22 protein-coding genes are annotated in these 17,235 nt (G+C 40.2%); 9 read left to right on the forward strand and 13 right to left on the reverse strand.

What is annotated here, in order from left to right; all coding sequences use genetic code 11:
• Positions 1-6: 6 nt before the first annotated feature.
• Genes mce through VJ09_RS04000 form a run of 3 tightly spaced genes read right to left on the reverse strand, consistent with a single transcriptional unit; the run spans position 7 to position 2,444 of the window.
• Positions 7-420 (reverse strand): methylmalonyl-CoA epimerase, encoded by a 414-nt coding sequence (gene mce / locus VJ09_RS03990; RefSeq protein ID WP_044640343.1) that lies wholly within the window; start codon positions 418-420, stop codon positions 7-9.
• Positions 411-830 (reverse strand): cobalamin B12-binding domain-containing protein, encoded by a 420-nt coding sequence (locus VJ09_RS03995; protein WP_044640344.1) that lies wholly within the window; start codon positions 828-830, stop codon positions 411-413. Before VJ09_RS03995 ends, mce begins: the two co-directional genes overlap by 10 nt.
• Positions 831-845: 15 nt before the next feature.
• Complete coding sequence (locus tag VJ09_RS04000; RefSeq protein ID WP_044640345.1) at positions 846-2,444, reverse strand: acyl-CoA mutase large subunit family protein; 1,599 nt, start codon at positions 2,442-2,444, stop codon at positions 846-848.
• Between the two features lie 232 nt (positions 2,445-2,676).
• Between VJ09_RS04000 and VJ09_RS04005 the strand changes: the two genes are divergently transcribed.
• Positions 2,677-2,868: a hypothetical protein gene (locus VJ09_RS04005; protein ID WP_044640346.1), complete on the forward strand. Its 192-nt coding sequence runs from the start codon at positions 2,677-2,679 to the stop codon at positions 2,866-2,868.
• A 78-nt stretch (positions 2,869-2,946) separates the two neighbouring features.
• On the opposite strand, the gene VJ09_RS04010 is transcribed toward VJ09_RS04005, so the two are convergent.
• Positions 2,947-3,279, reverse strand: a complete 333-nt coding sequence (locus VJ09_RS04010) for a hypothetical protein (RefSeq protein ID WP_044640347.1) — start codon at positions 3,277-3,279, stop codon at positions 2,947-2,949.
• Positions 3,280-3,424: 145 nt separating this feature from the next.
• Here VJ09_RS04010 and VJ09_RS04015 point away from each other — a divergent pair, with 145 nt between their 5' ends.
• A complete protein-coding gene (locus VJ09_RS04015) occupies positions 3,425-4,153 on the forward strand; it encodes an NUDIX hydrolase (RefSeq protein WP_044640348.1) in 729 nt (242 codons plus the stop codon).
• Here VJ09_RS04015 and lipB read toward each other — a convergent pair.
• Positions 4,129-4,818 (reverse strand): lipoyl(octanoyl) transferase LipB, encoded by a 690-nt coding sequence (gene lipB, locus VJ09_RS04020; RefSeq protein WP_044640349.1) that lies wholly within the window; start codon positions 4,816-4,818, stop codon positions 4,129-4,131. The two genes, VJ09_RS04015 and lipB, sit on opposite strands and share 25 nt — an antisense overlap.
• Before the next feature lie 170 nt (positions 4,819-4,988).
• On the opposite strand from lipB, the gene VJ09_RS04025 reads away from it, so the two are divergent.
• Entirely contained in the window at positions 4,989-5,717 is a 729-nt protein-coding gene (locus VJ09_RS04025; RefSeq protein WP_044640350.1) for an endonuclease/exonuclease/phosphatase family protein, read from the forward strand.
• 19 nt (positions 5,718-5,736) lie between these two features.
• On the opposite strand, the gene VJ09_RS04030 is transcribed toward VJ09_RS04025, so the two are convergent.
• Positions 5,737-6,096, reverse strand: coding sequence for a L,D-transpeptidase (locus VJ09_RS04030; protein WP_230199130.1), 360 nt, complete (start codon positions 6,094-6,096; stop codon positions 5,737-5,739).
• Between the two features lie 349 nt (positions 6,097-6,445).
• Here VJ09_RS04030 and VJ09_RS04035 point away from each other — a divergent pair, with 349 nt between their 5' ends.
• Together VJ09_RS04035 and VJ09_RS04040 are read left to right on the forward strand one after the other, a co-directional pair.
• The gene (locus tag VJ09_RS04035; RefSeq protein ID WP_044640352.1) at positions 6,446-7,594 is read left to right on the forward strand and encodes an ABC transporter ATP-binding protein; all 1,149 of its coding nucleotides are present in this window, start codon (positions 6,446-6,448) and stop codon (positions 7,592-7,594) included.
• On the forward strand, positions 7,587-9,146 hold the full coding sequence (locus VJ09_RS04040; RefSeq protein WP_044640353.1) for a glycine betaine ABC transporter substrate-binding protein: 1,560 nt from the start codon (positions 7,587-7,589) through the stop codon (positions 9,144-9,146). Before VJ09_RS04035 ends, VJ09_RS04040 begins: the two co-directional genes overlap by 8 nt.
• 91 nt (positions 9,147-9,237) lie before the next feature.
• Here VJ09_RS04040 and VJ09_RS04045 read toward each other — a convergent pair whose 3' ends face one another.
• The 6 genes from VJ09_RS04045 to VJ09_RS04070 form a co-directional block, all read right to left on the reverse strand.
• Entirely contained in the window at positions 9,238-9,918 is a 681-nt protein-coding gene (locus VJ09_RS04045) for an MBL fold metallo-hydrolase (RefSeq protein ID WP_044640354.1), read from the reverse strand.
• Positions 9,919-9,933: 15 nt separating this feature from the next.
• Positions 9,934-10,551, reverse strand: a complete 618-nt coding sequence (locus VJ09_RS04050; protein ID WP_044640355.1) for a TetR/AcrR family transcriptional regulator — start codon at positions 10,549-10,551, stop codon at positions 9,934-9,936.
• A 91-nt stretch (positions 10,552-10,642) separates the two neighbouring features.
• Positions 10,643-10,828: a hypothetical protein gene (locus tag VJ09_RS04055; protein ID WP_044640356.1), complete on the reverse strand. Its 186-nt coding sequence runs from the start codon at positions 10,826-10,828 to the stop codon at positions 10,643-10,645.
• 260 nt (positions 10,829-11,088) lie between these two features.
• On the reverse strand, positions 11,089-11,601 hold the full coding sequence (locus VJ09_RS04060) for an Imm26 family immunity protein (RefSeq protein ID WP_044640357.1): 513 nt from the start codon (positions 11,599-11,601) through the stop codon (positions 11,089-11,091).
• A gap of 46 nt (positions 11,602-11,647) precedes the next feature.
• Positions 11,648-12,019 (reverse strand): hypothetical protein, encoded by a 372-nt coding sequence (locus VJ09_RS04065; protein ID WP_044640358.1) that lies wholly within the window; start codon positions 12,017-12,019, stop codon positions 11,648-11,650.
• A gap of 502 nt (positions 12,020-12,521) precedes the next feature.
• Positions 12,522-13,007 carry a CDI toxin immunity protein gene (locus VJ09_RS04070; RefSeq protein WP_044640359.1) on the reverse strand — a complete coding sequence of 162 codons (486 nt, stop codon included), beginning with the start codon at positions 13,005-13,007 and terminating at the stop codon, positions 12,522-12,524.
• 148 nt (positions 13,008-13,155) lie between these two features.
• Between VJ09_RS04070 and VJ09_RS04075 the strand changes: the two genes are divergently transcribed.
• The 4 genes from VJ09_RS04075 (at position 13,156) to VJ09_RS04090 (ending at position 15,856) form a co-directional block, all read left to right on the forward strand.
• Positions 13,156-13,425, forward strand: a complete 270-nt coding sequence (locus tag VJ09_RS04075; protein WP_044640360.1) for a hypothetical protein — start codon at positions 13,156-13,158, stop codon at positions 13,423-13,425.
• Between the two features lie 140 nt (positions 13,426-13,565).
• On the forward strand, positions 13,566-13,745 hold the full coding sequence (locus VJ09_RS04080) for a small acid-soluble spore protein H (protein WP_044640361.1): 180 nt from the start codon (positions 13,566-13,568) through the stop codon (positions 13,743-13,745).
• Positions 13,746-14,148: 403 nt separating this feature from the next.
• Positions 14,149-14,952, forward strand: a complete 804-nt coding sequence (locus VJ09_RS04085; protein WP_082050395.1) for a M15 family metallopeptidase — start codon at positions 14,149-14,151, stop codon at positions 14,950-14,952.
• A gap of 100 nt (positions 14,953-15,052) precedes the next feature.
• Entirely contained in the window at positions 15,053-15,856 is an 804-nt protein-coding gene (locus VJ09_RS04090) for a M15 family metallopeptidase (RefSeq protein WP_230199131.1), read from the forward strand.
• 44 nt (positions 15,857-15,900) lie between these two features.
• Here the strand turns inward: VJ09_RS04090 and VJ09_RS04095 are convergent, their stop codons facing one another.
• Entirely contained in the window at positions 15,901-17,232 is a 1,332-nt protein-coding gene (locus tag VJ09_RS04095; protein WP_044640362.1) for a dihydrolipoamide acetyltransferase family protein, read from the reverse strand.
• Positions 17,233-17,235: the final 3 nt, after the last annotated feature.

Here is a 17,235-nt window from a genome sequence, read left to right on the forward strand (position 1 = left end):
CCTTTCTCACTCCTTTTTAGCAGGCTGGCAAAGCTCGGTAAGCACTTTTCCCGTTGATTTTGGATGAAGAAAGGCGATTTGTGCCTGATGCGCCCCTAATTTGGGATTCGTATGGATAAGTTTTATTCCCTTTTCTTGCGCCGTACCTAACGATCGTTCAATCTTTTCGACCCGATATGCAATATGATGAAACCCTTCGCCTCGAGTTGCCAAATGTTTGGCGATAGCAGATTCTTCAGAGAGTGGCTCGAGTAACTCAATCCGCACCTCTCCAATCTGAAAAAATGCGACCCGAACTTGTTCCGAGACAACATCTTCAATAGATAAGAGTGGTAATCCTAATACATCTCTATATAAGGGGATCGACTCTTCCAGCGAATGAACGGCAATCCCGATATGATCAATTTGTTTTAGCTCCATGTACTCGTCTCCCGTTTCTTGGATACCACTTTTTGTATATAATCAATCACTTCATGTGTGGTCGAGCCAGGCGGAAAAATTGCTCCAATCCCTGCTTCTTGTAAGACTGGGATATCAGCCTCTGGGATAATCCCTCCCCCAAAAACAAGGATATCGTCCACCTCTTCCTCTCGGAGTAATTGGAGTACCATCGGAAAAAGCTCCAAATGAGCTCCCGATAGACAAGAAAGTCCGATAATATCAACATCTTCCTGAATAGCCGCCGCTACCACTTGTTGTGGAGTTTGGCGAAGACCTGTATAGATTACTTCCATGCCTGCATCTCGTAATGCCTGAGCAATAATGAGTGCACCTCGGCTATGACCGTCTAACCCAGGTTTGGCAATCAAAATCCGTATTGGTCTATCCATACCATGACCTCCTCATTAAATCGGTTGATGTTCTCCAAAAACGTCTCGTAGTGCATGGCAGATTTCACCTACTGTTGCATAGACCCGAACCGTATCTATTATTGCTGGCATTAGATTCGCTTCCGTCGCTGCTAATTTTCGTAAGTTTTGTAATGATTTTTCCACCAATTCTGAGTTCCGATTAGAACGCATCTTCTTTAATGCAGCGATCTGTCTGCGCCCTACTTCGGGATCCACACGTAACACTGGTGGCGATACTTCATCTTCTTGTACAAACTGATTCATTCCCACTACAATTTGCTCTTGAGCCTCCATTTGGCGATGTGTCTCGTAAGCAACCCGTTGAATCTCCCTCTGCATATACCCTTCTTCTACTGCTTGAACAGCGCCCCCCATTTCTTCAATAGTATCCAGATACTTCCAGGAAGCTTCCTCCACCTCATCGGTTAACTGTTCGATATAGTACGAACCTCCAAGTGGATCTACTACATCGGCTACTCCACTCTCATAAGCAATGATCTGTTGAGTACGCAATGCAATTCGCGCCGATTCTTCTGTAGGGAGTGCAAGTGCCTCATCTCGACTGTTCGTATGAAGACTTTGTGTTCCGCCAAGAATGGCAGCCAGAGCTTGTAATGCAACCCGAACAATATTGTTATCTGGTTGTTGCGCAGTTAGCGTCGAACCCCCTGTCTGCGTATGAAAACGAAGCTGCCAAGAACGTTCCTTTTTGGCGCCAAATTTTTCTCGTACGATCTTAGCCCACATTCTACGAGCTGCACGAAACTTTGCTACTTCCTCAAACAAATGATTATGAGCATTAAAAAAGAAAGAGAGTCGAGGGGCAAATTGATCCACCTCAAGTCCAGCCTTTTGCGCTGCTCGTATATAAGCGATGCCATTCGCTAACGTAAAAGCCAGTTCTTGTACTGCTGTCGATCCGGCCTCTCGGATGTGGTATCCAGAGATACTAATCGTATTCCACTTAGGCACTTTCTGAGCACAAAATGAGATAATATCCGTAATAAGGCGCATAGATGGAGCGGGAGGAAAAATATAAGTACCTCTAGCCACATATTCTTTGAGAATATCGTTCTGAATCGTCCCAGAGACTTGTCCCCAAGAAACTCCTTGTTTTTCCGCCACTACCAAATACATTGCCAGCAAAATAGAAGCCGGTGCATTGATCGTCATCGAGGTACTGACACGATCAAGAGGAATCTCTGCCAACAATTTTTCCATATCTGCTAGCGAATCGATGGCTACCCCTACTTTTCCTACCTCTCCAAGAGACATCGGGTCGTCTGAATCGTATCCAATCTGGGTAGGCAGATCAAAAGCCACCGATAAACCTGTCTGTCCTTGATCAAGTAGATAACGAAATCGTTTATTAGTTTCCTCCGCTGATCCAAACCCAGCATATTGGCGCATTGTCCAAAACCGACTGCGATACATGGTTGGATGAATGCCGCGAGTATATGGATACTCCCCTGCTGTTGCTTCTGGTGCCTTTGCTTTTGGCTCGTATATCCGATCTACTGGAATACCAGAATGAGTAGTAAAAGAGGGCTTACGCTCCGTTGATACCTTTTTTTGTGTTGTTTCTTCTGCCAATTTCTTTCCTCCTTAACCACTGTTAGTAAACGCTTTCATTTTTGACTAGCAATAATTTTGTATCTTTTCTCTTTTCATTATAGAGAAAAGAGTTCCACAACTGAAGAGATGCTTTTCCCTACTCCTTACCATAGACAAACCAAAGCAGACTGGGTAAAATAAGTAGTTGTAATCGACCGAATATGGTAAAAAGAAGCCGTTTTCCGATGATGAAGAAAGCAGGTGAAGCAAAATGAGTGAATTTATTCTTGAGTATTTTATGGTACCGATCTTAGTTATCATCAGTATCTTGGCCGTTAGAGGATTCTTGTTCAATAAGAAAACAGGTAATACTCCAGGGGTAATTCTTGGTGGTGCTTTTATGCTTGGCACGGTGGGCGTGACCCTACTATCCCTATACGATCTATTTATTGGGATTCAGTAAAAATCCCCAGTCAAAAAAGTCCTGTTCACGCATCTTTTTGATTACGTTTGAACAGGACTTTTTTATTGATTCTCCATTCTAAGAATTATGAAACAAAAAACTCTTGATTAATAGGATAATGAGTGTGACGATCGTATAAAATAACGAACCCAAAAAGAATGGACTTACATGTAGGCTGATCTCTTCCTTCTCCATCTTTACACCAGTAGAACTCTGAATGTTATGATCTAAAAAGCTAGTTGAAGCACCACCTGTACTACGAAAGAAAAAGTTTCCTGCCGTTAAAAGAATTCCAGTAAACAACGAAACATCCCAATAGGTAGAATCTAATAGATGAGCGACGACAAAAGCAATCATTATATTGACCAAAACCCCTACTATAATCCAAATAGTCTTTTTTCTATTGGACAAAACATTGCCCCCATTCTACTATTATTTTCTAAAGATTATGATATCATCTCTCTCAAATACAGAAAACAAAGTTCAAAGGAAATCTCCCCTTTCGCAATATCGCGAATTCATCAGGCAATAAAATTAAATGACTGGAGGAATTCCAATGCATCTCTATCCTCTTCATTTTCCAGTACGAGCTTTTCATTCTGGTACCAAAGTAGATCTACCTTTTAAGCTTCAGGCAGATATAACTTCTTATTGGGAAGAAGCCAAACTAACCATTCCTCATATGACCAATGGGACCATCTATCATGTTAGTAAGTTCACTTTACCTACTGCCACCAAACCCACTTTCACTTTTGAGTTACAAGAGACAAAATATGAGCATTATCTCTACTCTCGGCGGAAACTATCCGAAGATTCCCCCTATTATTGCCGCACTCTCTTTGCTTCTTGTATTATGGTGACCACAGATGATCATTTTGTGTTTGGAGATCTAGGTGAAGAATCCTTTCGACCCGGCTACTTGCAACCAGTGGGTGGTTCACTTGATCAAGCTGACGGAGATGGGATGGAATTTCAATTGGAGAAAACGATACAACGTGAGGTATTGGAGGAGATCGGAATCAATTTACAAGATTCCAATCTAACTCGTACTATAGAACCTGCCTATCTCAAACAAAATGGCAATTTCGGTATCATCTATCGGATTGAACTAAATTGGACAAGTAAAGAGGTTCTGCAAAACTTTCAGCACAAACAACAACTTGGAGAGATCGATGAGGAGTTCCAAACTATTCTGACTGTTCCTAGAAACGAAATACGCCGGTTCCTCGAGCAGGATACCCGGCGCAGAGTAGATCATCTTCATTTGCTGCTACAAGAAGCATAGAGATCAGAGAAAACTTCCCGCATCGCAGACTCCATTTCTTTTTTCATGCGATCTATCTCGTGATTGTCCATCTCCCTATCCAAGACTTTGGCGAGGGATGTAACACCATATTCTTGAATACCACAAGGTACAATCGTTTGAAAATAGCGGAGATCGGTACGAAGGTTGAGCGCAAACCCATGACTTGTTATGTACCCTTTCTGATGACGAGCCCGATGAAACTTCACCCCGATTGCCGCAATCTTCTCTTCGCCTACCCAAACCCCGGTGTAGGCTTCTTTTCTTGTACCCTGAATACCCCACTTACTAAGAGCTAGAATAAGCGACTCTTCTAAATCGCGAAGGTATTGTCGAGCATCATTTCCTTTTTCCCGATTCCCTAAATAAAAAAGTGGATAACCAACCAACTGGCCTGGTCCATGGTAGGTAACATCTCCACCACGATCTACCTCTACTAATTGAATCCCTTGTTGTTCATATTGTTCAGCAGAAAACAACACATTTTGTGCTTCCGTTCCCCGTCCCATGGTCACTGTATGAGAATGCTCTAGTAGCCATAACTGGCTTTCTGCTAAACCCTCATCAATCTGTTTTACTCTTTGTCTTTGTTCTTCCCATGTTTGTTTATAAGGAACATTCGTCCCTAGATCATAGACTTGAAACACTGGCTCTTCTCCTCTCTCTTTCCATCATCGTAACATAATTTATACGAAAAAAATGAGAAGAAGGGAAAAACAGGAATTTTATAAAATCTTTCCTTCAGTATGAAAGAACTACAGACACGAACTTTTTGTCAATACTTATATTAAGACAACATGAGATCGGAGATAGTTGGATGAAACTAAACGTTATGACCTTTAATATCCACCATGGTCGGGGAACAGATCGAAAACTAAGTTTAGAGCGGATCGCTCAAGTAATAAAAGAAAGCAATGCCAACCTAATAGGACTGAATGAAGTGGATCGGTCTTTTTCCAAAAGAAGTAATTTTGCAGATCAGATATCTTGGCTAGCAAAACAACTCCAAATGGAATATGCATTTGGTGGTGCAATTACCTTAAAATCTAAAAATGCCAACACGCCCCGCCAATACGGAAATGCTTTTTTATCCCAATTTCCCATCTTGTTTCAAAAGAATCACCTACTCCCCTACCAGAGCCGATTCAGTGAAAGTAGATCTTTATTGGAGATCCACATCCTCGTTCAACAAGTTGTTCTGAAAGCATATGTAACTCACTTTAGCCTAAATCCGTTAATCCATCGAAAACAAACAGATTTCCTCCTACAACAAGTAATGAATGACCTTCATCCTACTATTATCATGGGAGACTGGAATAAGAGACCTCATTCCAAATCATGGCACAACATGATGGAGCACTTTGTCGATGTTTGCCATGCTGTCGGCAAAGGTCCCTATTACACATTCCCTTCTACAAAACCCAAAGTTCAGTTGGATTATATTTTCGTAAGTCGAGATCTAAAGGTAAAGTCAGTTGAAGTAGAACAGAAGCTGCCAGTAGCTTCCGATCATTTACCACTAAAAGCCGGTTTAGTGTTGACATAGAATTTTTTGTAATGTCTCGTTAGTTCTGTCTAATTCGTACCATTGTTCCGATTCTCACCATTTTCGCTAATTCCTCTACGTCCTTGTTATACATACGAATACATCCTCTTGATACCCGTTTACCGATCGAAGAAGGTTGATTGGTACCATGAATTCCATATCCTTTTCTCGATAGCCCTAACCAAAACGTACCATATACCGTAATAGGACCACCTGGATACGAATTAGGGTATGGTGCTTTATTAATAATTTGATATATACCTGTAGGAGTCTGTGTCAAAATCCTACCAATTCCAATTGGATAAGATCGAATCAACCTTCTATCTTGGTATAGATATAGTCGAAACTGATTTAGCACTACTACGATGTGATACAAAATAATCACCCCTTTCCTCAAGATACGAAAGTCAGAAGGAATAGGTGAATATCACATATACATTACAGGTAAATAGATTAGAGCAGTCTGTATTATTAGCCCAAAGCCAGAGGTTTCCCTTTGGAGTTTGATTAGGAGTGATAGGGAGCCTATGCAGATCCCTTAGAACAGGTAGAACAGGCAGAAGCGGGGAAACCAACTACGCACCTACGTTTAACTATTGTAATAATGCAACAGGCAAATAGATTATTTGAAATTTTATATAAAAAATGTTTAAATTATAGAATAAACGGGTATAGAAGAATTATTGTATATTTTTACAAAGTTTATAAGAAAAAAGTGAGGGGATTTTTTGATTGTTTTTAAAGAAGTAAGTAAAACGTTTTCGGATGGCTTTCAGGCACTAAAAAACATCGATTTTCAGATTCATAAGGGTGAGCTGATCACCTTCATCGGACCGAGTGGTTGTGGGAAGACCACTACGATGAAAATGATCAATCGCTTAATCGAGCCAACAAGTGGATCTATATTCATCAATGGGAAAAACATTAATGAAACCAATCCTGTGGAACTGCGGAGGAATATTGGTTATGTAATTCAACAAATTGGATTACTACCTCATATGACCATTGGAGAAAACATTTCTCTTGTTCCAAGATTGAAAGGCTGGGAAGAAGAGAAATATTCCAGACGTGTCGATGAACTACTAGATTTAGTAGGGCTGGATCCTAGTCTATTCCGAGATAGGTTTCCAATGGAATTAAGTGGTGGGCAACAACAACGCGTAGGTGTTGTTCGTGCATTAGCTGCAGAACCTCCAATCGTGCTAATGGATGAACCTTTCAGTGCATTAGATCCGATTAGCAGAGAACAATTACAGGATGAATTAGTAAATTTGCAGGAATCTATCAAAAAAACGATTGTATTCGTTACTCATGACATGGATGAAGCGATCAAGATAGCAGATCGGATTGCCATCATGAATGAAGGAGTAATCGTCCAATTTGATACTCCAGAAAAAATCCTCCGACACCCCCAAAATGACTTTGTCAGAGACTTTATCGGCGAAAACCGATTGGAAATAAAATCTTCTACCAATCCTACCGCTTCTGATCTGATGATCCAGAAAGTGATCACCGCAAAACCGACCAGAGGTTTAGCAGAATCCTTAAAATGGATGTCCAAAAATCGGGTAGACAGCCTACTTGTAACAGATCAAAGTAATAAATTGCTTGGAATTGTTTACTTAGAAGATGTAGAGAAGTTTTACAACGATGAAGAGAAAACACTCCAAGATATTATGCATCGAGACTTGGTTACAGTAGAGCCCGATTGCTCCTATTCCGATGTGGCAGAAGTTTTTGCCAAATACAAGGTTCCCTCCATCCCCGTTCTTCAAAATTCGAAACTAATGGGTCTCATTACTCGTTCCTCTATGATGCGAGGTTTAGCAGGAATGAAACCAGCTACGCCTGCGGAAGGAGGGATCCAACATGACTGAACAAAACTTTTTTTCCTTATTTATTCAGACCGTTCAAAATCGCTGGCCAGAAATCCTCATCGGACTACAACAACATCTATATTTATCACTGGTTTCCATTCTGATCGCCTCCTTGATTTCCATACCACTTGGTATTTACATCTCGCGACACAAACGCATTGCTGAACCGATCATAGGAGCCGTTTCTATTTTTCAAACAATCCCAAGTTTAGCCTTATTCGGTTTCCTCTTACCCATTTTTGGTATCGGAAGTACCACTGCAATCATTGCTTTGACGATTTATGCACTCCTCCCTATTTTACGTAACACCTACACTGGAATTATCGGAGTAGATTCATCTGTCATCGAAGCAGGACGAGGGATGGGTATGACCAACTATCAAATTTTGCGAATGATAGAATTGCCACTTGCCTTACCCGTTATCATGGCAGGTTTACGAACAGCAACTGTATTAACAATTGGTGTTGCTACACTATCAGCTTTTATTGGCGCAGGGGGAATGGGGGATCTCATCTACAGAGGACTTACCTCCACACGAAATGAGGTAGTATTAGCAGGTGCAATTCCAGCAGCGTTACTAGCAATCTTGTTTGATGTGATACTAAAGCGTATTGAGTTGGCAACCGATCCAAAACGCGGTCAAAAGTTCTCTATCAAAAAACTGGTCATTATCATTTTGGTTCCTGTCTTAGTATTAGGCGGCATTACCATCTATCAGGAAAATAAAGCGGACAAGACCATTGTTATATCAGGTAAAAATTGGACAGAACAATTGATTTTGCCCCATATCATTGCCGAATACCTCAAAAACAAAACAGACTACCCAGTCACAGTGAATGATGGTCTAGGTGATACCCCGATCTTGACCCAAGCAATACAAAAAGGCGACATTGATATATATGTTGAATACACAGGCACCGGACTACTAACCATCTTGAAAGAACAATATGATCCTAATATGACTCCAGATGAGATTTTCCAAAAAACACAAGCAGGCTATCGAGAAAAACTTCAATTGGAATGGTTAAAGCCACTTGGATTTGAAAACACCTATGCCATTACCTTAAATCCACAAGTAGCGAAAACATTAGGAATCCAAAACATTTCCGAGCTATCCAGTAGATCTCCAGAACTTCTCTTTGGAGGACCTGCTCCTTTCTATGAGCGAGAAGATGGTTATGATCAATTTGTTAAAGCCTATAACTTACAATTCAAGGAGAAGAAAAGCTTAGATTCCAATCTAATGTACTCTGCTGTAAAAGAAGGCGAAGTTGATCTAATCCCAGGTTTCACAACAGATGGCAGAATTGTTCGCTTCAATCTGCATCTATTAAAGGATGACAAAAAGTTCTTCCCCCCTTATTACGCAGCACCTATTGTGAATCAAGAAACATTAAAAAAATACCCTGAGCTAAAAGAGATACTAAATCAATTAGCCGGGAAGATTTCGAATGAAGAGATGGCAGAAATGAACGCTCAAGTCGATATCGATAAGAAGAACCCGAAAAAGGTTGCAATTAACTTCCTAAAAAAAGAAGGGTTAATTAAATAAGATTTCTATGAACATGACAGCTCTAGCGTAACTTGATTTCACTGGACAAGTACGCTAGAGCTGTTTTTGTATATAGATTCCGTGAGTCTGTTTATTTTATATATTTATCTGTCGTCTTTTGAATGTACTCATCTAGGTGTTCTGTTGGTAGCATTACAGAGTCGCCGTGACAAACTTCCAATCGCTTGGGTTGTAATTTCCTAACAATAGAGCTACTTTTCACTGCCTCTTTCATATCTGCAGTAAACATAGGGATCGGTCGATATAACTTCCCTTTTTTCGAGGTAAAAAGATCTCCTGCAAGTAATACTCCATCTTCTTCATGGAAGTAAACGACATGTCCAGGTGAATGCCCAGGTGTAAGATATGGAGTTAATCCACCAATTGATAGATTCTTTCCTTGGTCGTCTTCTGGAAGAGCTTGGCTTAGCTGCCTGGCTACTAATGGAGTAGCCTTTTTACGTCCTGGATATGGTAAATCCCCTTCCATATAAGGAATTTCAATCCGATGAGCATAGACGGGGACTCGGGTCGCTTCTACGATCTTTTTGACTGCTCCAACATGATCCGAATGCCCATGTGTCAACACGATTCGCTGCAATGGACCAGCTTCCAATTGGTCAATGAATTTTAAAATTCCCTTTGCCATCATTGACAAGCCTGCATCTACCAACGTTACCCCCTCTTCGTCTACCACAACCCAAACATGAATTGGAATTAGCATCCAAGTCCGTAAACTCCACACATGTTCTGAGATCTGTCTTATTTTCATTTGTTTATCTCCTATTTATCTTTTTTGTTTAAAGCCCAGAAGTAACACTTCCATTGCCTCAGCAAAAGTTGGTGTCATCCGGTCGAGTAATGTATCCAATGGTTCATCAGAAAGATGATATGTTCCTACAATCCCATGTAATGTGAAAAAGGTAATACGAGTAAAAGCCAAAAGTCGTTCCTCTTCCTTGATCGATAGACAACCTTGTAGCGCTTGCTTGAGTAAATCAAAAAGCTCTATTCGTAATCTGTTAAGCTCTAACTCCGGTTTTTCTTCATCTACTCTAGATGCTTTCGTGTTAAAAAATACAGTGTACATGTTCCGATTATGCAAACAGAACTCAATAAATTCTTTGCTTACACCTTTTAACTTTTCCTCTGGTACGAGATCTGTTCGAAGCAGTAAATCCGACATTTTTTGTTTTAATTTTTCTAATGGAGGCATGGACAACTGATAAAGCAGTGTCTCTTTGTCCTTGAAATATAAATAGATCGTGGTATGGGAGCATCCTGCTTTTTTGGCAATCTCTCGCATCGTCACAGTATCAAAGCCTTTTTCTGCAAAAAGCGTTCCTGCTGCTGATAAAATCCCTCTTTTCGTTTCCTCAGAGCGTAGTTCTTGTCTGCTTACCATAGCTTAGCTCACCTTCATACATTTTTGTTATAACCACTGGTTAGTAACCTATGGTTATAATATAACCGATGGTTAGTTTCGTTGTCAATATTCAGATCAAATAAAATGAAGCTCCATTAATTGGAGTTTTCTTTATCCCCCACTGATGCTTAGTTGAACCGATCGGACCTTTACGTTCAGTTGTCCCCCACCCATCTTCCTTGCTTCCTCCCATTCTAGAGGTGGGAGTCTTACTACCCGTTAAGAGTGGGATAAATCGAAAAGCGGCTAAGGCCATACAAAAAAGACCCCTCTTACTTCTAAAGAGGGGTCTATGAACTATAACCTATTCAGCTACTATCTCTACAATTCGAAAAACCATATCATCGGATAGCTCTACTTCCATTGCCCGACCAATATCGTTTTCTTCTACCATGTTTCTTTCGTCTCGATGAAAAATGGCTCCATTATAGCTCACTAAACCAGTATTAAGCTCATAGGGTATTCAATCGTTCTAGGTTCCACGAAGTTACCGATATTACAGATATTACTTGCTGTTTAGTGAAGCTTAGGTTCCCCTAGACAATGCTCAAAAAGAGCACATACCGTACGATATGAGTCATCTTGCAATACTTGTCCAAACGCGTATTTTTCCTGTTGTAGTGGAATAACAAAAATGTCTCCTACTTTCCACCTTTGTGACTTTGGGGGAATCCAATTATTCATAATGTTGATGGCTTTAGTTCGTATTTCCTCTTCTTCTTCTTTTTTTAAGGCTTTGGTACGTTGTAGTATCCAGATTGCCAACTCCAAGAGATCTTCTGCTCGTTTACTTCTGGCCACGAAACACTGAGATTCAGAATCTAATTCTATCTTCCATCTACCAGAAGATTCTTTTCTCTTCTTCTTTACGATATCTTCCACTTCATAGTTATTAATAACTCCAAAATAGTCTGCTAAATCTTGCGAGATATAGTAATAGTTAATATTGTAAGCTGGTAATTCCAACCCCATAAAACCTATATGTAGTCTTGCATTTTGAGAGTCTAAGTAAATTTCTATATATGTCACCCCTTAATACCTTCTCAATTCAGAATTAATTATATACCTATAACCACTATCCCTTAAATTGTGACTTACCAAACTGACTAAAACGCTCAATCCATCCATCTTCTGTATATAACTCACCAGGCAACCCATCACTTATTTCTGCTAAATTCAGCTTGGTTCCTTCCACTTCTAATACCAAAGCCACTGTAATTTCCTGCTCCAAATGCCATAGGAAATAATGCAACGTGGAATCTACCAGTTCTTTTCCCAATTCCCTTAACAACTTTTGGTCCATATCCTGAGTTGCTTCATAAATCTTTTTCGAACCCTCATCCTTCATCTTTCCATCTAGAGTGTCGGAATATTGATTTAAAACAAAATCTCTCACATTTGTCATCAAAGACTTACCAAAAGTATCAAGTACCTGTTGGCGATCCATTTTCTCTCTCCTCAAGCCATATATTGAACTTTTCAACACATGCTACAACCTGATAACTGCATCCTTCTGTACGATCCGGTACACTACTTATCTGAAAACTCCCCTATCGTCGACTGCCACAGCAAGTCCTCTATTTTATGGACAACCTCTTCCCTACTTCTTGTCTCATACGAGACTAATGGATTCTCCCAATCACAATCTTTTAATAACTCTAACCCATACTGTCCATCTAACTCCGCTTCTGGATACTCAGATCGAGTACTAAGTTGTCTTGCTCCATACTCATTTGCAATAAACTCACATTGAAATAGTGCATTCTATCTAAGTAATCCATCTCGTTCATCTATTCAGGATCTTTGGTACTGAATTTGTTGAGACCCACTTTCCAACATGCTGGTATTTGGAGTGGTTGCAAATCTGGTATTGTTGATTTTTTATTCATTCGATTATATTTACCCATACAAACTCCTTTAAAAGTTGGCTTTTATACTAAACCAATAGCCTATTCAAATTTACTTGTGCTAACTCCCATTGTAATACTACCCTCATGGTATAACTCCAAAATAATAGCTTTTTGCGGATGATATAAAAATTGATCTGAGCCAATACATTCAACCAGTTCAATAGAGGAAAAGATGCTATCTAACTTCGCTTGGAGAACAGGGTCGTCCCCATAACCCCATAAAATATAGACCCGATCGTTTGATAAATCCATGTTCTTCTCAAAGTAAGACCGAGCCTCATCGATAGATTGGAAAGTATGTTTGTTACTCATTACATTCCAGTCAACCTGACCCCAGAAGGTAAAAGGAAAATCGATCTGCATACGAGAGTAAATCTCTTCTGAATCACTATCAGATAGGATCGACACATCCGGTTGAAGGCTTTCCACGCATTCCAGAAAGAGCGGACTATAACTTCTGGGTCGGTTTTGTTTCTGTTGCTGGATCAACTCTTGCATCCTTTTCTTTCTCCACTCACGATTCATTTCGCTACTCCTCATTTATATTCAAATGTAACAGTTGCTTATTATGTTAGATGAATCTTTCTTTGTGATCTATATCTTTCAAGACAAGGAATGCACTTCCCTCGAAAATCCAATACTAATCCTGCACAAACAGAAGGGGGCATACGAAATGCAACTATCTTTAAGTGAAATGAACATACTCTCCACTTGTCTTGAAAAAGAACAAGCAAAGTTAATAAATGCAGGTGCGAACTCTTCCGAATCTCAATCAAGACTACAGATCATTTCGCAACTACAGAAAAAGTTGCGTGATCTATCCGCAGATCTTAGTCAAGAAGAACAGAATCTGATCCAATCACTTTTACAAGAAGAACAATCACACTTACATGGACACGAAATGTCGGAGTACGAAACAATTCAACAAAAATTAGATCAATGATTGCTAAAACTCTAGGCTAGTTATGAGTCTTAGGCTCCCTAGAGTTTTATTTTTCATCGTTGCAAAATCTGTGAAGTTGTTTTGTATAATAACGCATTCAAAAGAAAAACTTATTCATATATAAAAAAGGAGATCGAACAATGCATGTACAACGAGCACAAGAAATTGCAGCTTCACCAGTTATGGCAAACGTTACGTTTAATGGCGAACGTATCTATATTCAACATGTAGATGATCATAATCAAACAGCAAGGATCTTCCCTCTAGATCAACCTGAAAGAGAACAAACCGTTTCTTTAAATGATTTGACAGAGCATTAAGAGATTACATCAAAAAATAGGTACACTCTAGGTTCGTCATATTATGACATTCCTAGAGTGTTTTCTATTTAAAACCAGTTTCATGCCTGAACAAATCAATCCGCAAAATATCATTGTATATAAATTACTGTTAACTAATAGCTTAAAGCAAAACAAACAAAACCTACATTTTTATCTGAACTCATGCAATTTTCAAATGGTATTTTTCTAAAAACACCATATTTTCGTCATTGGATATACTTCGTTCTTTCGATATGATAAATGAGTCATGTCTTAATTAGCATACCTTCTCATAACATTTTAATCTATCTCTCTTGATAAAAAGTAACCTAAATAGAGGGTAACCCAAACAGAAAGAGGTGTGTAACGGAACTACCGTAATTTAATGTAGTTCCTGTCTAGTATGGAACCAAGATCAAGAAGAGCAAGTAGGCAAAAGAAAAGCGATAACAATGGTATTGGGAAGATAGCGGCTGTGATAGTAGTCTCCACTCTATTAATAGGATTGGCTATCTTTTTCGCCATTAATCAAGAGGACAAAGGTGCAAAAAATGCCTCTGAGGAAACAAAAAAAGAAACAACACCCTCTACAACGGAACCAACCAAACCAAGTTCATCTGAACCACAAATTGAACTAACAGAAATTCAAATGTTGGTAAACAAAGAACATGGACTCGATGAAGATTATGTTCCTCCCGATCTGATTGTGCCGAAAATAAAATTTGTCTACCAGACAGCAGAGATCAAACAGATGCAACGGGTAGCTGCAGAGTCATTGGAAAAAATGTTTGAGGCAGCAAAACAGGATGGTCTTCCACTGGCAGGGGTATCTGGTTACCGGTCGTATAAGACACAAAAGATCTTGTATAACAACTATGTCAAACGAGATGGGCAAGAAGCAGCAGACCGTTATTCCGCCAAACCTGGACATAGTGAGCATATGACCGGACTGACGATGGATATCGCTGGATACAGCGGCAAATGTGCAGCGTCCGATTGCTTCCATAATACCAAGGAAGCCCAATGGCTGAAGGATAATGCTTATAAATATGGATTCATTCTCCGCTATCCACCAGGCAAAGAAGAGATTACGGGCTATAAACATGAATCCTGGCATTATCGGTATGTAGGCGAACCACTTGCAAAATTTATCTATGAAAAACAGATTACATTAGAGGAATATTACGAAACGTATGCGAAAAAGTAATTTCAAAGGCAGCTACGATTATCTCGTTTGCTGCTTTTCTTTTTAGATCCGATCAATCTGAATTTTTGGTCGATAGAAAGGACTTAATCTTTTGAAACGTGTGAGAAAACCTTTTATGACTGCTTCTTTTTTGCTGATTACTCTACTATTTGTCTATGTAGACCGTGAGGAGAGTCCATATGCAATGAGTCAAGAGAAGAAAGAAGTGGAAGTACCAGAACCATCAGTGCAAGCTGATCCTGTGCTGAAGAAGGAAAGTACACCGATCCCTAATAAGTCTGCTAGTCCGAAGCAGAAGGTTGCCTCTTCCAAACAATCTCCTTCGATTCAGATTACTTCCATCCAAAGGCTAGTCAATAAACAAAATGGATTGCCACCTGAATATGTTCCGCCTAATCTTTCGGAACCACGTGTTGCTTTTCTTACACAAAGTTCGGAACGAAAGAAAATGCAAAAAGTGGCAGCTACGGCTTTAGAAAAGATGTTTGTTGGTGCCAAAGAAGATGGAATCTCACTGGCAGCCGTGTCAGGATACCGCTCCTATCAGACACAAAAAGAACTATATGAGCGCTATGTTCGCCAAAGTGGTCAAAAAGAAGCTGATCGCTTTTCCGCAAAGCCAGGACATAGTGAACATATGACAGGGTTGTCGATGGATATCGCCGGAACCAATGGGCGTTGTGTTGTGACATCTTGTTTTGCTAACACCAAGGAAGCCAAATGGTTAGCTGCAAATTCCTACCGATACGGTTTTATCTTACGTTATCCAGCGGGGACAGAGTCTATCACGGGATATAAGTATGAACCTTGGCATTTTCGGTATGTCGGAATTCCACTGGCTACATTTCTTTACGAGGAGAAGATTACCTTAGAGGAATATTATCAATTGCACGTAAAGAGATGAATAACAAAAAGGAGCATTCCCTAATGGGTTTGCTCCTTTTTGCTTTAGATTTCATGATTTACAGAATACGACTCTAGCTTGTCTTTCACTACTTTAAGGAATTGGCCTACTACCCAACCGTCTAACACACGATGGTCAAGAGAAAGGCAGAGATTCATTTTGTCTCGAACCGCAAACATTCCACTTTCAAAAAAGACTGGGCGTTTTTGAATCGACTCAAAAGCTAAGATCGCTGCTTGTGGATGGTTAATAATCGGTTGAGAGGCAATGGAGCCAAACGATCCGGTATTATTCACTGTGAACGTTCCGCCTTGAGTATCAGCTAATTCTAACTTGCCGGTGCGAGCTTTTTCCGCTAAACGAATAACTGATTTCTGTAGCCCACGAATATTCTTTTCATCAGCGTCATGAATGACAGGAACATACAGAGAGTCCTCTGTTGCGACAGCTAAGGAGAGATTGATTCTCTTTTTTTGGAGAATGTGATCCCCTTGCCAGACGGAATTAAGTTGGGGATATGCTTTGAGCCCTTCAATCGTCGCCTCTAAGAAAAACGGCATAAACGTCAAAGGTATTCCTTCCCGTTCCATAAACGCTGCTTTTTTCGCTTTACGTAGCTCTACTAATCCTGTCACATCCACTTCTACCATCATCCAGGCATGTGGAATCTCCTGTTTGCTCGTCAGCATACGATTGGCGATTGCTCTGCGGACTGGAGTGACAGGAATCTCGATATCTTCAGGCTCCGATGTAGCAGGACTAACCATTGGTTTAGGAGTAGACGGAGCTACTGGAGCAATAGGCGTTGTTGCCTCTACTTCCGGCTCACTAGGAACGTTGATAGGTGCAGAAACTGTTGGTTCGTTCTTAGTCGCAACTGTTTCTGTTTTTGCCTCAGGGACGCCCTCCTCTACAGCTTTTAGTACATCTTTGCGAGTGATTCTACCGCCACGACCTGTACCAGTGAGAAGTTGAAGGTCGATCTGATGTTCATCAGCAAGACGTAATACTGCTGGAGAGAATCGTTTTTTAGCTGAAGTATCTGCTACTTTCGTATCTGTGATTAATTCTTTTGTAGTATCGACAACAGTTGAAGGTTGCACAACCGTTCCAGTTTTAGCAGTAGTTTCTTCTGAACCTACCACTTCAATTCGGCAAATAAGTTCACCTACCGAAACAGTCTGCCCTTCTTCAACAAGTAGCTCTGCCATTTTTCCTTCAATAGTAGCAGGAACTTCCGCATTTACTTTGTCAGTGGTCACTTCACAAATAGGATCATACAAAGAGATTGTCTCACCAGGTTGTTTAAGCCATTTGGCAATCGTACCTTCTGTGACACTCTCCCCTAGTTGTGGCATCCGTACATCTTCTTTCATTGG

The organism is Risungbinella massiliensis (assembly GCF_000942395.1).
GTDB classification, from domain to species: Bacteria; Bacillota; Bacilli; order Thermoactinomycetales; family Thermoactinomycetaceae; genus Risungbinella; species Risungbinella massiliensis.